Consider the following 23,261-nt stretch of genomic DNA (forward strand, 5'->3'; position numbering starts at 1 on the left):
CGCCATGAACGTCATGAACCATTCAAAGACTTCCATCGGCGGCATCGGCCCGGCCCGGATCGCCGAGTTGCGCGAGACCGAGGCAGAAGCCTTCCGCCGGGCGCGGCCGAAATCGATGGCGAAAATCGGCAACGGCCTGCCCGGCTTCTTCGGTGGCGTGCCGATGCATTGGATGAACGACTGGCCGACGCCGTTCCCGATCCTCGTCGATAGTGCCAGGGGCGCCACCATCAGAGATATCGACGGCAACCGGCTCGACGATTTCTGTCTTGGCGACACCGGTTCGATGTTCGGTCATTCGCCGCCGCCCGTCGCCCGCGCCATCCGCCGGCAGGCCGGACGCGGCCTGACCTACATGCTGCCTGCCGAGAACGCGCTCGCCATCGGGCCGTTGCTGCAGCAGCGCTTCGGTTTGCTGTCGTGGCAGATCGCGACGACGGCGACCGATGCCAACCGCTTCGCGCTGCGGGTTGCCCGCGCCGTTACCGGCCGGGAGAAGATACTGGTCTTCAACGGCTGCTATCATGGCTCGGTCGACGAGACGATGGTGCGGCTGGTCGCCGGGAAAGCGGTGAATCGACCGGGACTGGCCGGCGAGTTCCGCGACCTGACGCGGGCGACTGATGTCGTCGAGTTCAACGATCTGCCGGCGCTCGACGCAGCACTCCGGGGCAACGATGTCGCCTGCGTCATCGCCGAGCCGGTGCTGACCAATTCCTGCATGGTGCTGCCCGAAGCCGGCTTTCATGATGGCTTGCGGCGTCTCACCCGTGCGACCGGCACGCTGCTTCTAATCGACGAGACGCATACAATCTCGACCGGTCCCGGCGGCTATACAAGCAAATACGGGCTGGAGCCGGACCTGTTCGTGCTGGGCAAGCCGATTGCCGGCGGCGTACCGGCGAGCGTCTGGGGCATGAGCGAAGACGTTGCGGCCCGCTATGCCGCTTATATCAGCCGGAAAGAGCCCGGCCACTCCGGCATGGGGACAACGCTGTCGGCCAATCCGCTGCAATTCGCAGCGATGCGCGCCACGCTCGAATACGTCATGACCGACGAGAACTACAGCCATATGGACCATCTGGCGCGGCGGCTCGACGCCGGGCTGACCGCCGTCATCGATCGCTATCGTCTGCCCTGGCATGTTGCTCGCGTCGGTGCCCGTGTCGAGTTCATCTGCGCGCCGGGCCCGCTGAGGAACGGCGGCGATGCGGAAGCTGCGCACGTGCCGGAGCTCGAGGCGGCAATCCATGTCGCGCTGGTCAATCGCGGCGTGCTGATCGCACCCTTCCACAACATGATGCTGATCTCTCCTGCGACCAGCGCCGCCCAGGTGAACCGGCTGATCACTGCCTTCGGCGCGGTTGCGGCAAAGCTTACGGCGTGAGACAAGCTTGCGGCATGAAACAAGCGCCCAAGCAAAGTTTGAACCTGGTTACGGCATCCCCTTCGGGCTCGACGCCCGCCGAGGCGCAGGCCTTTCTCGACGCTCATCCCGAGATCGAAGCGTTTGACATCGTGCTGACCGACGCCAATGGCGTCGGTCGCGGCAAGATCGTGCGCCGGCATGAGTTGATAAGCATCTTCGAGGGGGGCCGGCACATGCCGATCTCGATCCTCGGCCTCGACATCACCGGCGAGGATGTTCACGAGACCGGGCTGATCTGGACGACGGGCGACGGCGACCTGCGGGCGTGGCCGATCCCCGGCACACTGGTGCCGCTGTTCGGCACCCAGCCGCCGCGCGGCCAGGTGCTGATGGCGATGTACCATCTCGATGGCCAGCCGATGTCGTCCGACCCGCGGCTGGCACTCGCCCGCCAGGTAGACATCCTCGCGGCCAAGGGCCTGCATCCGGCCGGTGCCTTCGAGCTCGAATTCTTCCTGCTCGCCAACGAGCGCGATGCCGAAGGCAAGGTGCAGCCGGCGCACGCGGTGCTTGACGGACGCCGCTCGGCCAAGACGGAGGTCTATTCCGTCGACCATCTGCACGGCATGGAGCCGCTGTTTTCCGACATCTACGCCGCAGCCAAGGTGCAAGGCATCCCGGCCGAGACGGTCATCTCGGAATATGCGCCCGGCCAGTACGAGCTGACGCTCAACTACCGCAAGGATGTGATGCGGGCGGCCGACGATCTCGTCATGCTCAAGCGACTGGTGCGGGCGCAGGCGCGCCGTCATGGTGTCACCGCTTGCTTCATGGCCAAGCCGATCGAGAAATATGCCGGCTCGGGCATGCATTTTCATGTCTCGCTGCTGGACGATGCCGGCAAGAATGTCTTTGCCGAAACCGGCGGCGAAAGCTGGTCGCTGCCGCTGCTGCGCGGCCTCGGCGGACTGATCCAGACGATGGCGGAATCGATGCTGGTCTTCGCGCCGCATGCCAATTCATGGCGGCGCTTCGTCTCGCAATCCTATGCGCCGGTGGCGCCGACCTGGGGCGTCAACAACCGTTCGGTGGCACTGCGTGTGCCGGCCGGCGATGCCAGGAACCGCCGCATCGAGCACCGGCCATCGGGCGTCGACGCGAATCCTTACCTGGTGGCGGCAACGGTGCTGGCCGGTGTCGTCAAAGGCCTCGACGAAGGCCTCGATCCCGGTCCCGAAACCACCGGCAATGGCTACGAATCAGCCGTCACGCGCACGACGATGCCGGTCGACTGGCGTGCCGCGATCGAGGCGGCAAGGGCGTCGACCTTCCTCAAGGGCGCATTGGGCGAAGACCTGCACCGGACGTTCGTGGCGATCAAGCAGTCGGAATATCTGCGCGTGGCGCGCACGGTCAGCGAACTGGATTATCACCTCTATCTGCACGAGGTGTAGGGCATCACATCGTCGGCCATCCGCCGGTGAAGGCCCATGCGGAATAATTTCAGCGGAACCTTCGGCGGGCTTTGCTCATTGCGTGTCTGATTGCAGGAGCGAGCAAGGCCGCCTTAGTCATGATCGCCAGGATGCAGACAACCCCGACGCCGCACCATGCCAAAGTGCAGGCAAGACGCTTGCCTGCAAGCAAGTCTCCGGAAACGACAGAAATCGACGCCAGGACGATTCCTGAACTGCGCGAAACGGCCAAGATCTGCCGCCGCTGTCCGCTATGGCACGACGCCACGCAGACCGTGTTCGGTGAAGGCCCTGATAAAGCCAAGGTGATCTTCGTCGGCGAACAGCCGGGCGACCAGGAGGACCTGGCGGGCAAGCCCTTCGTCGGTCCGGCGGGCAAGGTGTTCGACGCGATCCTGGACGATGCCGGCGTCGATCGGCTGAAAGTCTACGTCACCAACGCGGTCAAGCATTTCAAGTTCGAGCCGCGAGGCAAGCGGCGCATCCACTCCAAGCCGAACGCCGGCGAGGTGCAGGCTTGCCGCTGGTGGCTCGACAAGGAAATCGATCTGATCAAGCCCAATCTGGCGGTGGCGCTCGGCGCAACGGCGGCGCAGGCGCTGCTTGGCAAGGTGGTGCCGATCATGAAGATGCGTGGGGCCGTCGTGGAGCGCGACGATGGCTTGCGTGTCTTCGTCACCATCCATCCGTCCTTCATCCTGCGCATTCGTGAGCCGGCGGACAAGCAGGCAGAACGCGACCGGTTCCTGCAGGATATGAGAGCGGTGAAAAAGCTGATGGCCGCCTGAGCTATTTGATCAATATCGCCCGGAGATCGTTGACGTTTGTGCCGGTCGGACCGGGTGCGAAAAGGTCATCTACGGCATTGAATGCCGTCCAGGCGTTGTTGCCGGCAAGCATGGCCTTGGCATCGATGCCCGCCTTATGCATCCGCGACACTGTCGAGCCGTCGGCGAAGGCGCCGGCATTGTCTTCCGAACCGTCTATGCCGTCGGTGTCGGCGGCCAGTGCGTGGACGCCCGCCATGCCGCTGATCCCAATGGCGAAGGCGAGCAGGAATTCCGAGTTGCGGCCGCCTTTGCCTTCCGCGCGCAAGGTCACGGTCGTCTCGCCGCCCGACAGGATCAGCACCGGTTTTGCGAATGGCCGGTTGCGCCTCGCCACTTCGCGCGCGATTGCAGCGTGGACGCCGCCGACCTCACGTGCCTCGCCCTCGATGGAATCGGAGAGAATGACCGCTTCGATACCTTGGTACCTGGCTTCGGCCGCAGCCGCTTCCAGCGATACGCCGGCCGAGGCGATCAGATGTACCTCGTTGCGCGAAAAACGCGGATCATCGACGCGCGGTGCATCGGCGGCCGGCGAATTGATGTGCGCCATCACTGAAGCCGGTAGTTTCATGTCATAGGCGGCGATCGACGCTAATGCATCTTCGCGGCTGCCGGAATCGGGAACGGTCGGGCCGGAAGCGACCAGCGCCGGGTTATCGCCCGGAATGTCGGAGACCACCAGCGACACCACCTTGGCTGGATAGGCAGCGGCCGCCAGCCTGCCGCCCTTGATCGTGGAAACATGTTTACGGATGGTGTTCATCGCGGCGATCGGCGCGCCGGAGGCGAGCAGCGCCTCGTTGACGGCGATCTCATCGGCCAGCGTCAGACCTTCGGCAGGTGACGGCAGCAGCGCCGAGCCGCCGCCCGAAATGAGCGCCACGACGAGGTCGTCCGCAGTCAGTCCCTGGACCTTTTCGAGCAGCCGCCGGGAAGCTTCTAGCCCCGCGGCATCCGGCACCGGATGCGCCGCCTCGATGATCTCGATGCGCCGGCAGGCCGCGCCATAGCCGTAGCGGGTGACGACCAGCCCTTCGATCGGCCGGTCCCACACTTTCTCGAAAGCCGCCGCCATCTGCGCCGAGCCTTTTCCTGCACCGATGACGATGGTCCGTCCCTTCGGCCTTGCGGGCAAATGATCCTTGATCGTCCTCTGGGGATCGGCGGCGGCAACGGCGGCGTTGAAGATCGAAATGAGAAAGGACTTGGGATCGAGCGCGGTCATACTGAGCTACCACGGACGCTGTGCGAGCTTCTGCGGCGTTTGCGCTGCCCCTCACCCTTACCCTCTCCCCGTATAGAGACGGGGAGAGGGGATCGCCAGCGTTGGAGCGTTTCCCTTCTCCCCGTCACTACGCGGGGAGAAGGTGCCGGCAGGCGGATGAGGGGCAGCGCCAACGTCACGATGTTGCTTCCGGCGGCAGGACCAACTCCTGGCTATCGACGCCCAAGTAGCTACACAGCGTATCGACGACCACTCCGTGGTCCTCGCGCTCCGGTAGGCCGGAGACGGCGATCACGCCGATGACGCCAGCGCCCTTGACAGTGATGGGAAAGCCGCCACCGGCCAGCACATAGTCGGCAACGTCCAGCCCTTCGCCGGGCTTGAAGCTGCGGTCGGGGCGCTGCTGCTCCAGCACAATGCGGTAGGTGCTTTTCAGGAACCGCCGCACGACGTTGATCTTGCGCCGCGCCCAGTCCGGATTGGAGGCGTTCGAGCCGGGCATTGCCGCATAGAACAGCGGCCGGTCGAAAGTTCTGATATCGACGATGATCGGCAGGTTTTCCTTGAGAGCCCGGTCGCGGATCGCCGAGCCGATCTCGAAAGCGACGGCTTCGTCGAAGGCCGAAAAGACAAGCGTGGCTTCCTGTTTCTTGATCAGAGCGATGTCGTCCGCAACGGCCATGTCGTTCCCCTGTCGATCTCGCCTGTTGCTTTGGCGGATGGCTGCCGCCCGGTCAAGCCGGCCGCATACGACGGCTAAACCGCTATATCCGCCTTGGCCGCCCGGCCGGCGACATAGACCTCGCGCACGGCGCGGTCATCGCCGAGCGTCTGCAGCAGAAACAATTCCTCGGCGAGCGTGTCCGCCGTCTCCACCCGCAGCCGCATCGCCGGCGTGGCGCGGGCGTCGAGCACGATGATATCGGCGTCGCTGCCTTCCTCCAGGGTGCCGATCCTTTCCGCAAGCGACAGCGCCTCGGCATTGCCGCGGGTCAGCTGCCAGAAGGACTGGAACGGATTGAGCTTCTCGCCGTTCAGCGCGATCACCTTGTAGCCCTCGTCCATGGTGCGCAGCATCGAATAGTTGGTGCCACCGCCGACATCGGTGGCGGCGGCGATGCGAAGCGGCTTCTCGCGGCGGCTATAGCGCTGATAATCGAACAGGCCCGAGCCGAGAAACAGGTTGGAGGTCGGGCAGAACACCGCCACCGAGCCGCTATCCGAAAGCGCATCCGCCTCGCGCTCCGACAGGTGGATGCAATGGCCGAACAGGCTTCTGCGCCCGAGCAGCCCATAGTGTTCGTAGATGTCGGTGTAGTCCCGCGTCTGCGGGTATAATTGCTGCGTGAAGGCGATCTCGGCGTGGTTTTCCGACAGATGCGTCTGCATGTGCAGATCAGGATATTCGCGGCAGAGCGCGCCCGCCATCTCCAATTGCTCGGGCGACGAGGTGATGGCGAAGCGCGGCGTGATGGCATAGTGCTGGCGCCCCTTGCCGTGCCACTCATCGATCAACGCCTTGCTGTCGTCATAGCCCGATTGCGGCGTGTCGAGCACGCCGTCCGGCGCGTTGCGGTCCATCATCACCTTGCCGGCGATGTTGAGCATGTTGCGGTCGTGCGACTCTGCAAAGAACGCTTCGGCAGATTCCTTGTGTACCGAGCAATAGGCCGCGACTGTCGTGGTGCCGTGGCGCAACACTTCATCCAGGAACAGCCTGGCGATACGGCGGCCATGCTGGGCGTTCTGGAATTTGGTCTCTTCCGGAAAAGTGTAGGTGTTCAGCCAGTCGAGCAGTTCGGCGCCGAAGGAAGCGATGACCTGCATCTGCGGAAAATGTGCATGCGCATCGATGAACCCGGGCAGCAGCAGATGTGGCCTGTGGTCGATCTTTTTTGTTCCCTCGCCCGCCTTTTTCTCGACCTCGGCATAGGCGCCAGCGGCAACGATCCTTCCGTCGCGCATCAGCAGGCCGCCATCTTGCTCGTAGCGCCAGGCGGAATGGTCGTCGATGGTTTCTGGCCAGCGCAAAAACGACAGCGTGCGGCCGCGCAGCAGCGTGCTGGTCATGCTATTTCCCCGCGCCTTCGAACCAGGCTACCAGCAGTGCCCGTTCCTTGTCGGTGATCTGGGTGACGTTGGCGGGCGGCATGGCGTGGCTGCGTCCGGCCTGCAGGTAGATCTCGCCGGCGTGCTCGGCGATGCCGGCATCGGTATCGAGCATCACGCCCTTAGGCGCGTGGTAAATGCCCTCGTAGGACGGCTCCGCCGCATGGCACATCGAACAGCGGCCAAGCACTGTATCACGCACGGCGGGAAAATGCGCCGAGGCGACGTAGACCTGTGCCGCCGAGGACGTTTTGACCTCGCCGGTCAGCAGCTTCGGTGCCGTCGACAGCCAGATGATGACGACGAACAGGACGGCGGCGGCCAGCCAGGTCCACGTCGGATTGCCTTTGCGCGCGTGCCTGGTATTGAAATAGTGCCGGATCAGCACGCCGATGATGAACACCAGCGAGGCAATGACCCAGTTGAACTCTGTGCCGAACGCCAGCGGATAATGGTTCGACAGCATCAGGAACAAAACCGGCAGCGTCAGGTAATTGTTGTGCAGCGAGCGCTGTTTGGCGATCTTGCCGTATTTCGGATCGGGCTTACGGCCGGCGATCAGGTCGGCGACGACGATCTTCTGGTTTGGGATGATGACCATGAAAACGTTGGCCGACATGATCGTCGCGGTGATGGCGCCGAGATGCAGGAAGGCGGCGCGGCCGGTGAACAGGTGGGTCAGTCCCCAGGCCATGAATACCAGCACCCCATACAGCACCAGCATCAGGCCGGTGTCGCTGTTGCCGAGCGGCGAACGGCACAAGAGATCGTAGACCACCCAGCCGACGCCGATCGTCGCCAGCGACAGCAAGATGCCTGTAGGCACCGACATGGCAAGGACATTCGGATCGATCAGGAACAGGTCCGCCCCGGCATAGTAGACGACGCACAGCATGGCGAAGCCCGACAGCCAGGTGGCGTAGGATTCCCACTTGAACCAGGTCAGATGCTCGGGCATCTCAGCCGGCGCCACCAGATATTTCTGCACATGGTAGAAGCCGCCGCCATGCACCTGCCATTCCTCGCCGAAGGCTCCGGTAGGCATGCCCGGACGCTGGCGCAGCCCGAGATCGAGCGCGACGAAATAAAAGGACGATCCAATCCAGGCGATACCGGTGACGACGTGCAGCCAGCGCACGGCGAAACTCAGCCAATCCCAGAATATCGCGAAATCCATCATGAAAAAATCGTCCCTGCCGATCCACTGACTTTACGGACTGGAGCGCAAACGGAAAGGGCCGAGCTGCACGATGACTTTCAAAAAAAATTGGAAAATACTAGGCTGATCATACGCAGCCACATGAGAGCCACGGAAGCCGCATGGCCTATCTCGACAACATCGCCGTTTTCGTCCGCGTCGTCGAGCTCGGCAATTTGTCGGCGGCTGGGCGCGACATGCGCATTTCGCCCGCGGTCGCCTCTAACCGGATCAAGGAGCTCGAGAAGCACCTGGGCGTCAGGCTGTTCAACCGCACGACGCGACAATTGATGCCGACCGAGCACGGCACCGTGTTCTACTCTGGCGCCAAGCAGGTGCTGGAGGCGGTCACCGAGGCGGAAGCGGCGGTCAGCGCGCTATCCGGCCAGCCGCGCGGCACTATAAAGGTGACAGCGCCGCTCGGCCTCGGGCGGCGGCTGGTAGCATCCGGAATCCCGGATTTCCACGACAGGTACCCAGATATCGAGGTGCGGCTCCGGCTTTCCGATCACAATGTCGATATCATGAAGGAAGGCATCGACGTTGCGTTCCGGCTGGGCATCATCGAGGATTCCAGCCTCAGGATGCGCGGCATCATGGACTGCGAACGCGTGCTGGTAGCGGCTCCGCAATATCTGGACGTGCGCGGCGAGCCGACCGAGCCGCAGGAGTTGATCGGCAAGAAACACGATTGCCTGATGCTGCGCTATTCCGGCGCGCGCGAATATGTCTGGACGCTGCAGACGCCGAATGGGCCGCAAAAGTTCGAGGTGCACGGCCCCTACGATACCGATGATGGCGACGTGCTGACCGGCTGGGCGCTGTCCGGCCGCGGTATCATCAACAAGCCGCGCTTCGAGGTCGAGCCGTTTATCCGCGACCAGCGGCTGAAGGTGATCCTGAGCAACACGCCGCCGACGCCGGTGCAGTTCGCCGCCGTCTACCCGCACAAGAAGCTGCAGGATCCGAAGGTGCGGCTGCTGCTCGATTTCATGGCCGAGCGCTGCCAGCGGCTGATCAGGGATATTCTGGCCGGCAAATGATCGCTGGCTGGCCGGTTGCTTTCCGTCCAGCCGGCGAGATAATTCTCAAGGAATCTCGCTCAACAGGGAAAAGCGATGGCCAACGGCGCCACAATGTGTCTCGCCGTTTCACTGTCTCCGGAAGCCGCTCCTTCCCATCCGCCCGACGCCGGCCCGGACTTCAGTCTGCTGACGCGGTTCGTGCAAGAAGCCGAAGCGGCCGGTCTGGACATGGTGTTGCTCGGCGATTCCGCGCCGGTTGCAGGCGGGCTGAACCGGCAAATGCGCTTCGAAGCAACGACCTTGGTGGCGGCCCTGGCGACGGTGACAAGCAGGATCGGCCTCGTCGCTGCCGCGTCGACGGTCGCCCACCGGCCCTATAATCTCGCGCGCCGTTTCGCCTCGCTCGATATCATCAGCCATGGCCGCACCGGCTGGAACGCGAGCATGATGCCCGACCCGCGCGAGGCCGCCAATTTCAGCCGGCCGGAAGGGTTTTCCTGCGACGATTTCCGCCTGCGCGCCGATGAATTCATCGGCATCGTGCAAGGCTTGTGGAAAGGCTGGGACGCAGACGCGCTGCTGTTCGACAAAGTTGGCGGCCGCTTCTTCGATCCCGAGAAGATGCACCTTCTCGACCACAAGGGCGAATACTTTTCCGTGCGCGGGCCGCTCAACGTGGCGCGGTCGCCGCAGGACACGCCGGTGCTGGTCATGTCCGGCCTGTCCGAGCCCGCCATGTATATCGCCGCCCGCACCGCCGATGTCGTCCTGCTGGATGAGCCATCGATCGAGCCGGCGAAGGCTGACGATCTGAAGCGCCGTGCGCTTGCGTTCGGGCGCAGGCCGGAGGCGCTGAAAGTGCTGATGAACGTTGTCGCGGTTGCCGAAATAGCCGCCGCCCCGGACATGTTTGCGGATCGGCTCGAAGAGTGCTTTCGCTCCACAGCTTGTGACGGTTTTAACATTCTCATGCCGCGGATGGTAGCGCTCGACAATTTCGTTGATTGCGTGCTGCCGGGCCTTCGCCGCCGCGGCCTCGTTAGGCCTGGTTACCGCGGGGCGACACTTCGCTCCCATCTCGGACTTGCCGGGGAGGATCGGCAATGAGTACCGGTCTACGGCAGATGAAGCTCGGCGCCTTCCTGTGGGCGACAGGCCACCACATCGCCGCCTGGCGCCATCGGCAGGCGCATGTCACGGCCGGCATCGACATCGATCACTACATCCAGCTGGCGCGGACGGCGGAAGCGGCGAAGTTCGACATGATCTTCTGCGAGGACGCCGCCGGCGTGCGTGAGGCCAATGTCGATATCGCCAGCCAGACCTCACGCTCGATCGGCTTCGAGCCGATCAGCCTGCTTGCCGCGCTCGCGGTGCAGACGGAGCGCATCGGCCTCGTCTCAACGGCGTCGACGAGCTATAACGAGCCTTACGGGCTGGCGCGAACCTTCCTGTCGCTCGACCACCTGAGCGGCGGCCGTGCCGGCTGGAACCTTGTCACTTCCGCCAGCCAGATCGAGGCCGCCAATTTCGGCTCGACCGGTCTGCGCCCGCATGCCGACCGCTACGAACGCGCGCGCGAATTCGCTGCCGTGGTTGCTGGCCTTTGGCAAGGCCAGGGCGGACACGAAGGCAGAAGCTTTTCGGTGCGCGACCCGCTCGATCTGCCGCGCTCGCCCCAAGGTGCGCCGGTCATGGTTCAGGCGGGAGCGTCGGACGAAGGCCGCGATCTCGCCGCCCGGACCGCCGATGTGGTGTTCACTGCGGCGCAGACATTCGAGGAGGGGAAGGCTTTCTACGACGACCTCAGGGGACGGCTGGCGGCCTATGGGCGCGAGCCGGACGACCTCAAGATCATGCCTGGCGTCGCGCCGGTGGTTGCGGCAAGCGAAGCGGAAGCCCGGGCAAAACATGACGAACTGCAGGAGCTGATACCGGACGATATCGGTGTCGCGCTGCTTTCCAGCTATCTCAGCATATCCGATCTCGCGCGCTATCCCATCGACGGACCGCTGCCCGAGCTGCCGGCCAGCGAAGGCATGCAGAGCCGGCAGGCGCTCGTCATCGAGCAATCCCGCCGCGACAAGCTGTCCATTCGCCAGCTTGCCCGTCATTTCGCCGGCGCGCGCGGTCATTGGCGCGTCGTCGGAACTCCGGCCCAGATCGCCGACCAGCTCGAGGCACGCTTCGAGGGCGGCGCGGCAGACGGTTTCAACGTCATGCCATCCTATTTTCCCGGCCAACTCGAAGCCTTTGCCACGCTTGTCGTGCCAGAGCTGCAGCGGCGCGGGCTTTTCCGGAAGGATTATGAAGGCAGCACTCTGCGCGACCATCTGGGCTTGAAAACGCCGGCGTAAACGACGAGCGGAACGAAAGTCGGAAATCGCCGTTTTGGGATGCTGTGCCGCGGCGATGAGGGCGTCTGCGCGCATATTCGATTGACCATCCCAAACTTCGCCCTCTTTTCAAACCACGCGGACGCAACCGCCACAGGAGCCGATCATGGATGCCATCGCCACCCGCAATGACCTGCAATCCAATGCCAAGAAAGAGTGTATCGATCTTCTCAATGCCCGCCTCGCCGACGCCATCGATCTGGCCTTGATCACCAAGCAGGCGCACTGGAACGTCAAGGGACCGCAATTCATCGCCATCCACGAGATGCTCGACACGTTCCGCGAGGAGCTCGACGGCCATGTCGACACCATTGCCGAGCGCGCCGTACAGCTCGGCGGGACGGCGCTCGGCACATCGCAAGAGGTGTCGAAGGCGACTATGCTCGAGGCCTATCCGACCGACATCCACAAGACCCGGGATCATCTGGCGGCGCTGATCGACCGCTATGCCGCAACCGCCAAGCGGGCACGCGCGGCGATCGACGAGGCGGCCGGCGCGGGCGATGCCGACACCGCCGACATCTTCACAGCCTATTCACGCTCGCTCGACAAATTGCTGTGGTTCCTTGAGGCGCACACGCAGGAGAACGAATAGCCAAAACGTCAGCCGGCCATCGCCTTGCGGTGAGGGGCTTTGGACTGAGCGGACGGTGCCGCCGCATGGCCGGCCAACGCCGTCATAATCTCGGCCGCGGCGAGCGCTGCAATGACTTGCGGGCGCTTGTCTTTCACCGCATCGCCGCCGATCGGCGAGACGAGGCGGGCAAATTCCGCCTCGCTTCCGTCCGCCGATTTCAGGAACCAGTTCCGGAACGTCGCCTTCTTGGTTCTGGAGCCGATCATGCCGACATAGGCGGCATCCCGGCGTTTCAGAGCCTCGGCGACGATCAGGAAGTCCAGCGCGTGGTCATGTGTAAGGACGACGAAGGCGGATCCAGCCGGGGCTTCGCGCACCATCGCCTCAGGCATCGGCGTCAGCTTGGTTTCGACCGCTTCCGGCATGCCTTTGAGCGCCTCGGCTCGCGTCTCGACAACGACGACATGCACCGGCAGCAAGGCCATCGCGGAGGCCAGCGCCTGGCCGACATGGCCGCCGCCGAGGATGTAGACATGCGGTCGCTGCGCTTCCTCGGTTTCCGCCGCCGCAACCAGCTTGGCTTCAAGCGTGGGGTCGACTAGCTGGATCAGCAGCTCGACCCTGCCGCCGCAGCACTGCCCGATGTCCGGGCCGAGCGCGATGTCGAGGGTGGCGCGGATATCCCTCCCCCATGAGGGGAGGGTGGCGGCGAAGCCGCCGGGTGGGGTCGCCGCGGCAGTGCTCGACGCGCTGGCGGTACCTTCTGAGACGACCCCCTCTGGCCGCTCCGCGGCCATCTCCCCCTCAAGGGGGGAGAAAAGCATCTGTCGCGCTTTGTCGATCGCCATGTATTCGAGCTGGCCGCCGCCGATCGTACCGAAAGTGGCCGATCCTGAGACGAGCATGAAGGCACCCGTCTCGCGCGGCGTCGAACCTTTTGTCCGGGCCACCTCAACGAAGGCGACCCGGCCGGCGCCGGCAAGAAAGGCTTTCAGGCTCTGCACTTTCGCGTTCATCATTTGCGTTCCCTATCGGGAAATATAGAGTTTTTCGGCCTGAATTGCACGTTTTCCGGGATTCAAGTGCCGGTTTTGGCTTCCCGCTTCAGCCGTTCGATCGCCATCAGCACACGCTCCGGCGTGGCCGGCGGGTCGAGGCGCGGGCAGATCTTGTGGCTGGCAACGCTCGCCACTGCGTCCGACAGCGCATGCAGCACCGACATTGCGAGCGGAAAGGGCGGCTCGCCGACCGCCTTGGAGCGGTACACCGTCGGCTCGCCTGCTTGCGCCCAGTCGGCCAAAGTCACATTAAAAATCTTCGGCCGGTCCGACGCGAGCGGGATCTTGTAGGTCGATGGCGCATGGGTGCGCAGCCGCCCCTTGTCGTCCCACCACAGTTCCTCCGTTGTCAGCCAGCCCATGCCCTGGATGAAGCCGCCCTCGATCTGGCCGAGGTCGATGGCGCGGTTCAGCGAGCGGCCGGTTTCGTGCAGGATGTCGGTGCGCTCGACGATATATTCGCCGGTCAGCGTGTCGACAGACACTTCCGAGCACGCGGCGCCGTAAGCGAAATAGTAGAAGGGATGGCCCTCGCCCTTGTCGCGGTCCCAATGGATTTTCGGCGTCTTGTAGAAACCCGCCGCCGAAAGCTGGATGCGCGCCATATAAGCCTGCCTGACGAGATCGGCGAAGGCGATCTCCTGGTTGCCGATGCGCACGCGGTTGGGCAGGAACAGCACCTGGTCGCGCGGCACCTGGTATCTCTCGACGGCAAAATTGGTCAACCGGTCCTTGATCTGGCGGGCGGCATTCTGCGCCGCCATGCCGTTGAGATCGGAGCCGGAAGACGCGGCGGTGGCCGAGGTATTCGGCACCTTGCCGGTCGTCGTCGCGGTGATCTTGACCTGATCGAGGTCGATCTGGAACTCTTCCGCCACAACCTGCGCCACCTTGACATAGAGGCCCTGCCCCATCTCGGTGCCGCCGTGGTTCAGATGCACCGAACCGTCGGTATAGACATGCACCAGCGCGCCGGCCTGGTTGTAGTGGGTGGCGGTGAACGAGATGCCGAACTTGACCGGCGTCAGCGCCAGTCCGCGCTTGATGAAGCGGCTGTTGGCATTGAAAGCATCGATGGTGCGGCGGCGCCTCGCATAGTCGGAACTCGCCTCCAGCTCGGCGACGATGCGGTGGATGATGTTGTCCTCGACTATCTGGTGATAGGGCGTGATGTTGCGGTCGCTGGTGCCGTAGAAATTCTTCTTGCGGATTTCGAGCGGGTCCTTGCCGACGGCAAACGCGACTTCGTCGATGACGCGCTCGGCGCCGACCATGCCTTGCGGGCCGCCGAAGCCGCGAAAGGCAGTGTTCGATACCGTGTTGGTGTAGAGCGGCGCCGATTGCGCGTGCACCGCCGGCCAGAAATAGGTGTTGTCGCAATGGAACAGCGCGCGGTCAGTGACCGGGCCGGAGAGGTCGGCCGAGAAGCCGCAGCGCGCCGCGAACATGAAATCTACGCCCAGAATATTGCCCTGGTCGTCGAAGCCGACCTCGTAGTCGACGAGGAAATCGTGGCGTTTGCCGGTGGCGATCATGTCGTCGTCGCGGTCAGGCCGGATTTTCACGGCCCGATGATGTTTCTTCGCGGCGATAGCGGCCAATGCCGCAAACTGATTGCCTTGCGTTTCCTTACCGCCGAAAGCGCCGCCCATCCGGCGGATTTCCACCGTCACCGCATGGCTCGGAACACCGAGCGCGTGGCTGACCATGTGCTGGATTTCGCTCGGGTGCTGGGTCGAGGAATAGATGGTGACGTCGTGGTCCTCGCCAGGGATGGCCAAGGCGATATGACCTTCGAGATAGAAATGCTCCTGGCCGCCTATGCGCATTTTTCCCTTCAGCCGGCGCGGCGCCGCATTGATCGCAGCCGCTGCATCACCGCGCTTCAGCGTCAGCGGCGGCGTGACCAGCTTATCTTTCCGGGGATCGAGCTCACCGACATCGGCGACGAACGGCAATTCCTTGTATTCGACCTTGGCCAGCCTCGTTGCACGGCGCGCCTGCTCGCGGGTTTCGGCAATGACGCAGAAGATCGGTTGGCCAAAGAATTGCACCTTGCCGTCGGCCAGCACCGGCTCGTCGTGACGGCCGGTCGGCGAAATGTCGTTCTCGCCTGGCACGTCGCTCGCCGTCAGCACGTCGATGACGCCGGGTGCGGCGCGCACCGCCGACAGGTCCATGCTGGTGATGGTGGCATGCGTCGCCGTCGAAAGCCCAAGGCAGCCGTGCAGCGTGCCGGCCGGTTCCGGCATGTCGTCGATATAGACGGCCGTGCCACTGACATGCTTGTGCGCGGAATCATGGCGCTGGTCGGTGGCGACGCCGCCGGCGATTTTTTGCGCCTTCAGGTTTGGCGTGGCGTGCTTGTTCATCATGCCGCCTCGTGCCGTGATACCTGGATCGGCGCCCGGGTGCCGGTGGTTTCGGCAAAGAAGCGCAGCAGCAGGTTGCGCGCCGCCAGCGCCCGGTATTCGGCGCTTGCCCGCATGTCGGTTAGCGGCGTGAAATCGCCGGCATACGCGGCCATCGCCGCCTCGACCGTCGCTTCCGTCCAGGGCTTGCCAAGCAATGCCTTTTCGACGCCAAAGGCTCGCTTCGGCCTTGCCGCCATGCCGCCATAGGCGATGCGCACATCCGCCACCGTGCCATGCTCGGCGAGCTTCAGGAAAAACGCGCCTAGCGCTGCTGTGATATCTTCGTCGCGGCGCTTGGTGATCTTGTAGACGGCAAATTTCGTCTCGCTGCCCGGCACCGGAACATGCACGGCCTCGACGAATTCGCCGGGCTGCCGGTCCTGCTTGCCATAGGCGATGAAAAACTCCTCGAGCGGGATCGTTCGACGCTTGTCGCCGCGGCGCAGCGTCAGGCGGGCACCGAGTGCGATCAGCGGCGGCGGCGTGTCGCCGATCGGCGAACCGTTGGCGATATTGCCGCCGATGGTGCCCATGTTGCGCACCTGATCGCCGCCGATGCGGTCGAACAGCGGGCCGAGCGCCGGGATGCGTTTCGCCAGCGTCGAGAAGGCTTCGCTATAGGTGACACCGGCGCCGATCGAGATGACGCCCTTGTCCTCGGAAATCCCGCACAGACCATCGAGATTGCCGATGAAAACCGCCGGCGCAATATCGCGCATGTGCTTGGTCACCCAAAGGCCGACATCGGTCGAACCCGCGACGATAGTGGCGCCCGGCTCCTTGACGAGTACGCTGGCCAGATCGTCGGCATTGGCCGGCACGATCAGCCGCTTGTTGCCGGAGCCGATCTCGATGCGCGAACCGTCCTTCATCGCTTCGAGCTTGGCCGTGACTGCCTTGCGCTCCGCCGCCAACGGATCCTTTGCCGCCGTGCCGTAGCTGGAGATGGCACGTGCGGCGCGCATGATCGCCTCGTAGCCGGTGCAGCGGCAGAGATTGCCTTGCAGCGCCTTTTCGATGGCGGCGTCCGACGGCTCCGGCGCCCGCATCCACAGAGCATAAAGCGACATGACGAAACCCGGTGTACAGAAGCCGCATTGCGAGCCGTGGAAATCGACCATGGCCTGCTGCACGGGATGCAGTTTTCCTGCGCCGCGCAGATGCTCGACGGTCACGATATGCGTGCCGTCTAGCGAGCCAAGGAAGCGGATGCAGGCATTGACGCTTTCATAGACCAGTGTTCCACCGGAGAGCCTGCCGACCAGCACCGTGCAGGCGCCACAGTCGCCCTCGGCGCAACCTTCCTTGGTGCCGCGCAGCGAGCGGTCGAGCCGCAGCCAGTCGAGCAGGGTCTGGTCCGGTGCAACCGTGCCGAGCGCGACGTCCTCGCCATTGAGGATGAAGCGGATTTCGTTGCGTGTCTTGATCCCTGCCATCTCAGCTTCCCCGGTAGGTCGAATAGCCGTACGGCGACAGAAGCAGCGGCACATGATAGTGCATCGGCTCGGCCATACCGAAGCGGATCGGCACATGGTCGAGGAAGGCCGGTTCCGCCAGTTTTGTCCCTTGCCCGCGCAGATAATCGCCGGCCGCAAAGACCAGCTCGTATTCGCCGGTGCGGAATTCAGCGCCGGCAAGCAGCGGAGCATCGCAACGGCCGTCGTGATTGGTGACGACCGTTTTCAGATGCGTCCGGGCCTGACCGTCAAGATGATAGAGCTCGATCGACAGACCGGCCGCCGGTTTGCCGGCCGCAGTGTCGAGGACGTGGGTCGTCAGGCGCCCGCCTTCGGCTTTCGACGTTTCCGCCACTGGCTGCTCCATTCCCTGAACGGTCGAACACTATTCATGAATTGTGCGCCAATTAAAGGCGATGCATAAGTCCCGGTCGAGCGGAGCGCGACAAAAACACTTTCAAAAATTTCGGGGGAATGCGCAGGCACTCCTTTCGACTATCCTGATTACAATTTCCGGCAGGAGCGAGAATGCGTTACGAACGAGACATGCGCGGCTACGGAGCCAATCCGCCGGATCCGAAATGGCCCGGCGGGGCGCATGTCGCGGTGCAGTTCGTCGTCAATTACGAAGAGGGCGGCGAGAATTGCGTCCTGCACGGCGACAAGGCTTCGGAGGCTTTCCTGTCGGAGATCGTCGGCGCCGCGCCCTGGCCTGGCCAGCGCCACTGGAACATGGAATCGATCTACGAATACGGCGCCCGAGCCGGCTTCTGGCGATTACTGCGCCTGTTCAGCGAGGCACAGGTGCCGATCACCTGCTATGGCGTCGCCACGGCCCTGGCACGTTCGCCCGACCAGGTTGCGGCGATGCAGGAGGCCGGCTGGGAGATCGCTTCGCACGGGCTGAAATGGATCGACTACCGCGACCATACCCCGGAAGACGAGCGCCGCGACATGGAGGCGGCGATCCGGCTGCATTATGAGGTGACAGGGGCGCGGCCGACCGGCTGGTACACCGGCCGCACCTCGATCAACACGGTGCGGCTGGCGGCGGAAGAGGGCGGCTTCGACTATGTGTCGGATACCTATGACGACGAGCTGCCCTACTGGTTCGAGCACGTGGTGCCGGATGGCACGGCGAAACCGCAGCTGATCATACCCTACACGCTCGACGCCAACGACATGCGCTTTGCCACGCCGCAGGGCTTCAATTCGGGCGACCAGTTTTTTGCCTATCTCAGGGATAGTTTCGATACGCTCTATGTCGAGGGCAAGGCAGGGCGGCCGCGTATGATGAACATCGGCCTGCACTGCCGCCTGGTCGGCCGGCCGGGCCGGGTCGCGGCACTGAAGCGCTTCATCGACTACGTCAAATCGCATGACAAGGTCTGGCTGGCACGACGCATCGACATTGCAAAACACTGGCAGGAGACGCATCCGTTCCGGTTGCCGGCGCTGCGCCCGTCGAAAATGGAATTCGAGGCCTTCGTCCACACATTCGGCGGCGTCTTCGAGCATTCGCCGTGGGTTGCCGAGCGCGCTTATGAGCTGGAGCTCGGCCCGGCCCATGACAGTGCCGGCGGCCTGCACAATGCGCTCTGCCGCGTCTTTCGCGCGGCAAGCGAGGCCGAGCGGTTTGCTGTGCTCAATGCCCACCCCGATCTTGCCGGAAAACTGGCACAGGCCAAGCGGCTGACGGCGGAATCGTCGAGGGAACAGGCTTCGGCAGGGCTCGACGCGCTGACCGAGAAGGAGCGCGAGCTGTTCGCAAAACTCAATGCCGCCTACGTCACCAGTTTCGGTTTCCCCTTCATTATTGCGGTGAAAGGAAAGACCAAGGCGGAGATCCTGGCCGAGTTCGAGGCGCGTATCGGCAACAGCCACGACGTCGAATTCGAAACCGCCTGCAGACAGGTCGAGTGCATCGCGCTGCTTCGTCTCAAGGACATGCTTCCGCAATAGGCTTTGGCTGCCGCCATGGGCCCTGGCTTCCGCAACAGGCTTGAATTTATGGATATGATGAAAATGGCCGAGCGAACCTATTATGCGCCGCAGGGCGGACATCCCGGCCAGAGTGAATTGCTGACCGGCCGCGCTGTGTTCACACAGGCCTATGCGGTCATCCCCAAGGGTGTGATGCAGGACATCGTCACCAGCGCCTTGCCGTTCTGGGATAGGACACGCGTCTGGGTGCTGTCGCGGCCGCTATCGGGTTTTGCCGAGACGTTTTCGCAATACATCGTCGAGCTCGCGCCCGGCGGCGGCAGCGACCGCCCTGAGCTTGACGCCGCCGCCGAAGGTGCCCTGTTCGTAGTCGAAGGCGAGCTATGCGTTTCGCTTGCCGACAAGAAACATAGCTTAAGGCCGGGCGGCTTTGCCTACCTGCCGCCGGCGAGCGGGTGGACGGTGCGCAATGAAAGCGGTGCCGCCGTCCGCTTTCACTGGATCCGCAAGACTTATGACGCAGTCGACGGCATCGACCAGCCGCAAGCGTTCTTCGCCAACGAACAGGAAATCGCGCCGACGCCAATGCCGGGTACCGAAGGCCGATGGACGACGACGCGCTTCGTCGATCCGGCCGACATGCGCCACGACATGCATGTCACCATCGTCACGCTCGAGCCTGGCGCGGTCATTCCCTTCGCCGAGACGCACGTCATGGAACACGGGCTCTATGTGCTGGAGGGCAAGGCGGTCTACCGTCTCAACCAGGATTGGGTCGAAGTCGAAGCCGGCGACTATATGTGGCTGCGCGCCTTCTGCCCGCAGGCTTGTTATGCCGGCGGGCCGGGCAAATTCCGCTATCTCCTCTATAAGGACGTCAACCGCCACGCCAAGCTTGGCAGCGCCGGCGTCGTGAGACCCACACCATGACCCGCATCGTCGCGCGGCCGCTGACCCGCGAGAATTTCGCCGAATTCGGCGACGTCATCGATATGGGCGGCGACAACCATTATCCGATCAATGGCGGCAAGGCTGAGCGCTACCATGACCTCGCCACGGCGGAAGCACGAGGGCCGAATGCGCGCGTGCTGATCTCGATGGTGCGTGGCACGCCCTATGAGCTGCCGTTGAAGCTTACCATGGTGGAGCGCCATCCGTTTGGCAGCCAGGCCTTCATCCCGCTGTCACCACGGCCGTTCCTGGTCGTCGTCTGCCATGACGGCGAAGAGGGCCCGGGCGAGCCGCATGCCTTCATCACCGCGCCCGGGCAAGGCATCAACTATCCGCGCAATCTGTGGCACGGAGTGCTGACGCCGATCGGCGATGTCCAGGATTTTGTGGTCGTCGACCGCGGCGGCGACGGCTCCAATCTCGAAGAGTGCCATTTCTCGCACGCCTACGAGATCGATCTTCCCGACGGGATTAGATGATGACCGACATTTCGCTGATCGACCGACTGCTCGACGTCATCGAGCACGACATCGTGCCGAAGACCGTCGAAGGCGTCGCGCACGGCAATAAGCTGTTCGGCGCGGCGATCCTGCGCAAGGACGACCGCTCGCTGGTGCTTGCCGAAACCAACAACGAGACCGAAAACCCGCTCTGGCACGGCGAGGTGCATTGCCTGAAGCGCTTCTACGAAATGCCTAAAGCCGAACGCGTCGACACCAAGGACGCTATCTTTCTTGCCACGCACGAACCCTGCTCGCTCTGCCTGTCGGCGATCACCTGGACCGGCTTCGACAATTTCTTCTATCTGTTCAGCCACGAAGACTCGCGCGACAGCTTCGACATCCCGCACGATTTGAAGATCCTGAAAGAGGTCTTCACCCTCGATCCCGGCGGCTACAATGCCGAGAATGCCTATTGGAAGAGCTTTTCGATCCGCAAATTGGTGCGCTCGCTGCCCGATGCCGAGCGCGAGCGGCTGGAAGCGCGTATCGGCGCAATATCAGCGCGCTATGACGAATTGTCCGCCGCCTATCAAGCAAGCAAGGCCGAAAACGACATACCGCTGAATTGACGCGGATTGACCAGCCGAATTCGTTGACTGGCCCATGACGCGCTCTCACGGGCTCCATCATCTGGCGCTCCTGGAGTTCGCCCGCATGAAAATCGTCACTGAATTCCCACGAAAGATCGTCGAATTTCCGGATATGGGGATCATCATGCCGGACGGCTGCCGGCTGTCGGCGCGGGTGTGGATGCCGGCCGATGCTGCCGACGATCCAGTGCCGGCAATCCTCGAACACCTGCCCTATCGCAAGCGCGACGGCACGATCTATCGTGATCAGCTGACGCATCCCTATTTTGCCGGCCACGGCTACGCCTCGATCCGCGTCGACATGCGCGGCAATGGCGATTCCGAAGGGCTGATGGACGACGAATATTCCGAGCAGGAATTGCAGGACGCTTGCGACGTCATCGCCTGGGCGGCGGACCAGCCCTGGTGCAACGGCAATGTCGGCATGATGGGCATTTCGTGGGGCGGCTTCAACTGCCTGCAGGTAGCAGCCAAGCAGCCGCCGGCGCTGAAGGCGGTCATCAGTCTCTGTTCGACGGTCGACCGCTATGCCGACGACATCCACTACAAGGGCGGCTGCCTGCTGATCGAGAATTTCGGCTGGGCCTCGACCATGCTGTCCTATTCGTCAAGGCCGCCGGATCCGTTGCTGGCCGGCGACAACAGATGGCGCGACCTGTGGCTGACCAGGCTGGAGAACCAGCCATTCCTGGCACCGCTGTGGCTGAAGCACCAGCATCGCGATGCCTATTGGAAGCGCGGCTCGATCTGCGAGGACTATTCCGCCATCCATGCCGCGGTGCTGTCGATCGGCGGCTGGCATGATGGCTATCGCAATACGATTTCCCATCTCGCCGTCAATATCGAGGCGCCGGTCAAGGGCATCGTCGGCCCGTGGATCCACAAATACCCGCATTACGCCGCGCCCGAACCGCGCATCGGCTTCCTGCAGGAGGCCTTGCGCTGGTGGGACCGCTGGCTGAAGGACATCGACACCGGCGTCGAGGCCGACCCCGCCTACCGCGCCTATGTCATGGACAGCGTGCGTCCGGCGCGCTGGCATCCCGAGCGCCCGGGCCGCTGGGTCGCTGAATCGGAATGGCCGTCGCCCAACATCAAGACCCAAGAGGTTGAGCTTATCGCTGAAGGCAACCACGCTATCGTCGCTTCGCCGCAAAGCTGCGGCCTCGCCGGCGGCGAATATTTCCCCTTCACCTTCGGCCCGGAACTGCCGGGTGACCAGCGCCCCGACGATGCGCTGTCGGTGTGCTTCGACCAGCCGGTGCTGACCGAAACGGTCGACATTGTCGGTGCTCCCGAAGTTGTGGCCAGCGTCTCGTCGGACCGGCGCCAGGCGAACATCGCGGTTCGGCTGTGCGACGTCCATCCGGACGGGGCATCGGAGCTGATCTCGTACGGCGTGCTCAACCTGACGCATCGCAACTCGCACGAATTTCCCGAAGCGCTGGTGCCCGGCGAAACCGTCAGCGCCCGGGTGGTGCTCGACCAATGCGCCTATCGCGTGCCGGCCGGCCATCGCTTGCGCGTTGCCGTTTCGAACGCCTACTGGCCGATGATCTGGCCGTCGCCGGAGCCGGTCCGGCTGGAATTGTCGGCCGCGACATTGATGCTGCCGGTACGCCCGCCAGCGACAGGCGACGAGGTCACCTTCCCCGCTCCCGAAGGTGCTGCGCCCTGGGCAACGGAGACGCTTCGGCCCGCCAATTCCGAGCGTCATGTCGATCGCGACGAAAAGACCGGAATGATTACGGTTTCCATCGTCGACGATTTCGGTGAGGTGCGCGACCTGGAGCATGGCCTCGCCCACGGGAGCATCGCCAGGGAGACATGGGCGATCCATCCTGACAATCCGCTGTCAGCCTCGGGCAAGACGCATTGGAGCCAGACGCTGTCGCGAAATGGATGGTCGGTGCGCACCGAAACCTTCGCCGAAATGCGGTCCGACGCGCAAAGCTTCGTGGTTAGCGCCAGAATTGAAGCCTATGAAGGCGAGAAACTCGTCTTCGAGCGCAATTTCGAGGAGAAAATCCCGCGCGTGCTGCTTTGAGCGCTTATAGCGATTGGTCCAATTGCGACGCACGATTTACGCCACGGCATGTCGCATTCGGTCTTGCTTACCGCTTTCCCTTACGGTCATTAT

20 protein-coding genes are annotated in these 23,261 nt (G+C 63.5%); 12 read left to right on the forward strand and 8 right to left on the reverse strand.

The features are described from left to right. Positions 1-4 precede the first annotated feature (4 nt). The 3 genes from NKH30_RS11830 to NKH30_RS11840 all read left to right on the forward strand — a co-directional run bounded on the left by NKH30_RS11830 (position 5) and on the right by NKH30_RS11840 (position 3,632). Positions 5-1,387 carry an aspartate aminotransferase family protein gene (locus NKH30_RS11830; RefSeq protein WP_352995536.1) on the forward strand — a complete coding sequence of 461 codons (1,383 nt, stop codon included), beginning with the start codon at positions 5-7 and terminating at the stop codon, positions 1,385-1,387. Between the two features lie 14 nt (positions 1,388-1,401). Further along, complete coding sequence (locus NKH30_RS11835; RefSeq protein ID WP_352928436.1) at positions 1,402-2,823, forward strand: glutamine synthetase family protein; 1,422 nt, start codon at positions 1,402-1,404, stop codon at positions 2,821-2,823. A gap of 86 nt (positions 2,824-2,909) precedes the next feature. Further along, positions 2,910-3,632, forward strand: coding sequence for a UdgX family uracil-DNA binding protein (locus NKH30_RS11840; RefSeq protein WP_280952098.1), 723 nt, complete (start codon positions 2,910-2,912; stop codon positions 3,630-3,632). A 1-nt stretch (position 3,633) separates the two neighbouring features. Here the strand turns inward: NKH30_RS11840 and NKH30_RS11845 are convergent, their stop codons facing one another. The 4 genes from NKH30_RS11845 to NKH30_RS11860 all read right to left on the reverse strand — a co-directional run bounded on the left by NKH30_RS11845 (position 3,634) and on the right by NKH30_RS11860 (position 8,188). Next, entirely contained in the window at positions 3,634-4,899 is a 1,266-nt protein-coding gene (locus NKH30_RS11845; RefSeq protein ID WP_352928434.1) for a glycerate kinase type-2 family protein, read from the reverse strand. A 175-nt stretch (positions 4,900-5,074) separates the two neighbouring features. Then, the gene (locus NKH30_RS11850) at positions 5,075-5,581 is read right to left on the reverse strand and encodes a heme-degrading domain-containing protein (protein WP_352697149.1); all 507 of its coding nucleotides are present in this window, start codon (positions 5,579-5,581) and stop codon (positions 5,075-5,077) included. A gap of 74 nt (positions 5,582-5,655) precedes the next feature. Next, positions 5,656-6,969: a guanine deaminase gene (gene guaD / locus NKH30_RS11855; RefSeq protein WP_352818683.1), complete on the reverse strand. Its 1,314-nt coding sequence runs from the start codon at positions 6,967-6,969 to the stop codon at positions 5,656-5,658. A 1-nt stretch (position 6,970) separates the two neighbouring features. Next, on the reverse strand, positions 6,971-8,188 hold the full coding sequence (locus NKH30_RS11860) for a urate hydroxylase PuuD (protein WP_352928432.1): 1,218 nt from the start codon (positions 8,186-8,188) through the stop codon (positions 6,971-6,973). Positions 8,189-8,328: 140 nt separating this feature from the next. On the opposite strand from NKH30_RS11860, the gene NKH30_RS11865 reads away from it, so the two are divergent. The 4 genes from NKH30_RS11865 (at position 8,329) to dps (ending at position 12,222) form a co-directional block, all read left to right on the forward strand. After that, positions 8,329-9,249, forward strand: coding sequence for a LysR family transcriptional regulator (locus NKH30_RS11865; RefSeq protein ID WP_352452229.1), 921 nt, complete (start codon positions 8,329-8,331; stop codon positions 9,247-9,249). A gap of 75 nt (positions 9,250-9,324) precedes the next feature. Then, positions 9,325-10,338 (forward strand): LLM class flavin-dependent oxidoreductase, encoded by a 1,014-nt coding sequence (locus NKH30_RS11870; RefSeq protein WP_352928430.1) that lies wholly within the window; start codon positions 9,325-9,327, stop codon positions 10,336-10,338. Continuing rightward, the gene (locus NKH30_RS11875; protein WP_352995538.1) at positions 10,335-11,588 is read left to right on the forward strand and encodes an LLM class flavin-dependent oxidoreductase; all 1,254 of its coding nucleotides are present in this window, start codon (positions 10,335-10,337) and stop codon (positions 11,586-11,588) included. Before NKH30_RS11870 ends, NKH30_RS11875 begins: the two co-directional genes overlap by 4 nt. 145 nt (positions 11,589-11,733) lie before the next feature. After that, the gene (gene dps / locus NKH30_RS11880) at positions 11,734-12,222 is read left to right on the forward strand and encodes a DNA starvation/stationary phase protection protein Dps (protein WP_352818695.1); all 489 of its coding nucleotides are present in this window, start codon (positions 11,734-11,736) and stop codon (positions 12,220-12,222) included. 8 nt (positions 12,223-12,230) lie between these two features. Here the strand turns inward: dps and xdhC are convergent, their stop codons facing one another. From xdhC to uraH, 4 genes are all read right to left on the reverse strand, one after another. After that, on the reverse strand, positions 12,231-13,220 hold the full coding sequence (gene xdhC / locus NKH30_RS11885; protein ID WP_352970046.1) for a xanthine dehydrogenase accessory protein XdhC: 990 nt from the start codon (positions 13,218-13,220) through the stop codon (positions 12,231-12,233). Positions 13,221-13,282: 62 nt separating this feature from the next. After that, entirely contained in the window at positions 13,283-15,634 is a 2,352-nt protein-coding gene (gene xdhB / locus NKH30_RS11890; protein ID WP_352814115.1) for a xanthine dehydrogenase molybdopterin binding subunit, read from the reverse strand. Continuing rightward, entirely contained in the window at positions 15,634-17,112 is a 1,479-nt protein-coding gene (xdhA, locus tag NKH30_RS11895) for a xanthine dehydrogenase small subunit (protein WP_352995540.1), read from the reverse strand. Before xdhA ends, xdhB begins: the two co-directional genes overlap by 1 nt. Before the next feature lies 1 nt (position 17,113). Beyond that, positions 17,114-17,488: a hydroxyisourate hydrolase gene (uraH, locus tag NKH30_RS11900; protein ID WP_352469857.1), complete on the reverse strand. Its 375-nt coding sequence runs from the start codon at positions 17,486-17,488 to the stop codon at positions 17,114-17,116. A 173-nt stretch (positions 17,489-17,661) separates the two neighbouring features. Here uraH and puuE point away from each other — a divergent pair, with 173 nt between their 5' ends. From puuE to NKH30_RS11925, 5 genes are all read left to right on the forward strand, one after another. Then, a complete protein-coding gene (puuE, locus tag NKH30_RS11905) occupies positions 17,662-19,095 on the forward strand; it encodes an allantoinase PuuE (protein WP_352681526.1) in 1,434 nt (477 codons plus the stop codon). Positions 19,096-19,158: 63 nt separating this feature from the next. Next, the gene (locus NKH30_RS11910) at positions 19,159-20,007 is read left to right on the forward strand and encodes a bifunctional allantoicase/(S)-ureidoglycine aminohydrolase (protein ID WP_502896444.1); all 849 of its coding nucleotides are present in this window, start codon (positions 19,159-19,161) and stop codon (positions 20,005-20,007) included. Further along, complete coding sequence (locus NKH30_RS11915; RefSeq protein ID WP_352767343.1) at positions 20,004-20,507, forward strand: ureidoglycolate lyase; 504 nt, start codon at positions 20,004-20,006, stop codon at positions 20,505-20,507. Before NKH30_RS11910 ends, NKH30_RS11915 begins: the two co-directional genes overlap by 4 nt. Next, positions 20,507-21,100 carry a nucleoside deaminase gene (locus NKH30_RS11920; RefSeq protein WP_352540356.1) on the forward strand — a complete coding sequence of 198 codons (594 nt, stop codon included), beginning with the start codon at positions 20,507-20,509 and terminating at the stop codon, positions 21,098-21,100. Before NKH30_RS11915 ends, NKH30_RS11920 begins: the two co-directional genes overlap by 1 nt. An 85-nt stretch (positions 21,101-21,185) precedes the next feature. Beyond that, positions 21,186-23,168: a CocE/NonD family hydrolase gene (locus tag NKH30_RS11925; protein WP_352995545.1), complete on the forward strand. Its 1,983-nt coding sequence runs from the start codon at positions 21,186-21,188 to the stop codon at positions 23,166-23,168. The last annotated feature ends 93 nt before the right edge of the window (positions 23,169-23,261 follow it).

The organism is Mesorhizobium sp. M1273 (genome assembly GCF_040318195.1).
GTDB lineage: Bacteria > Pseudomonadota > Alphaproteobacteria > Rhizobiales > Rhizobiaceae > Mesorhizobium.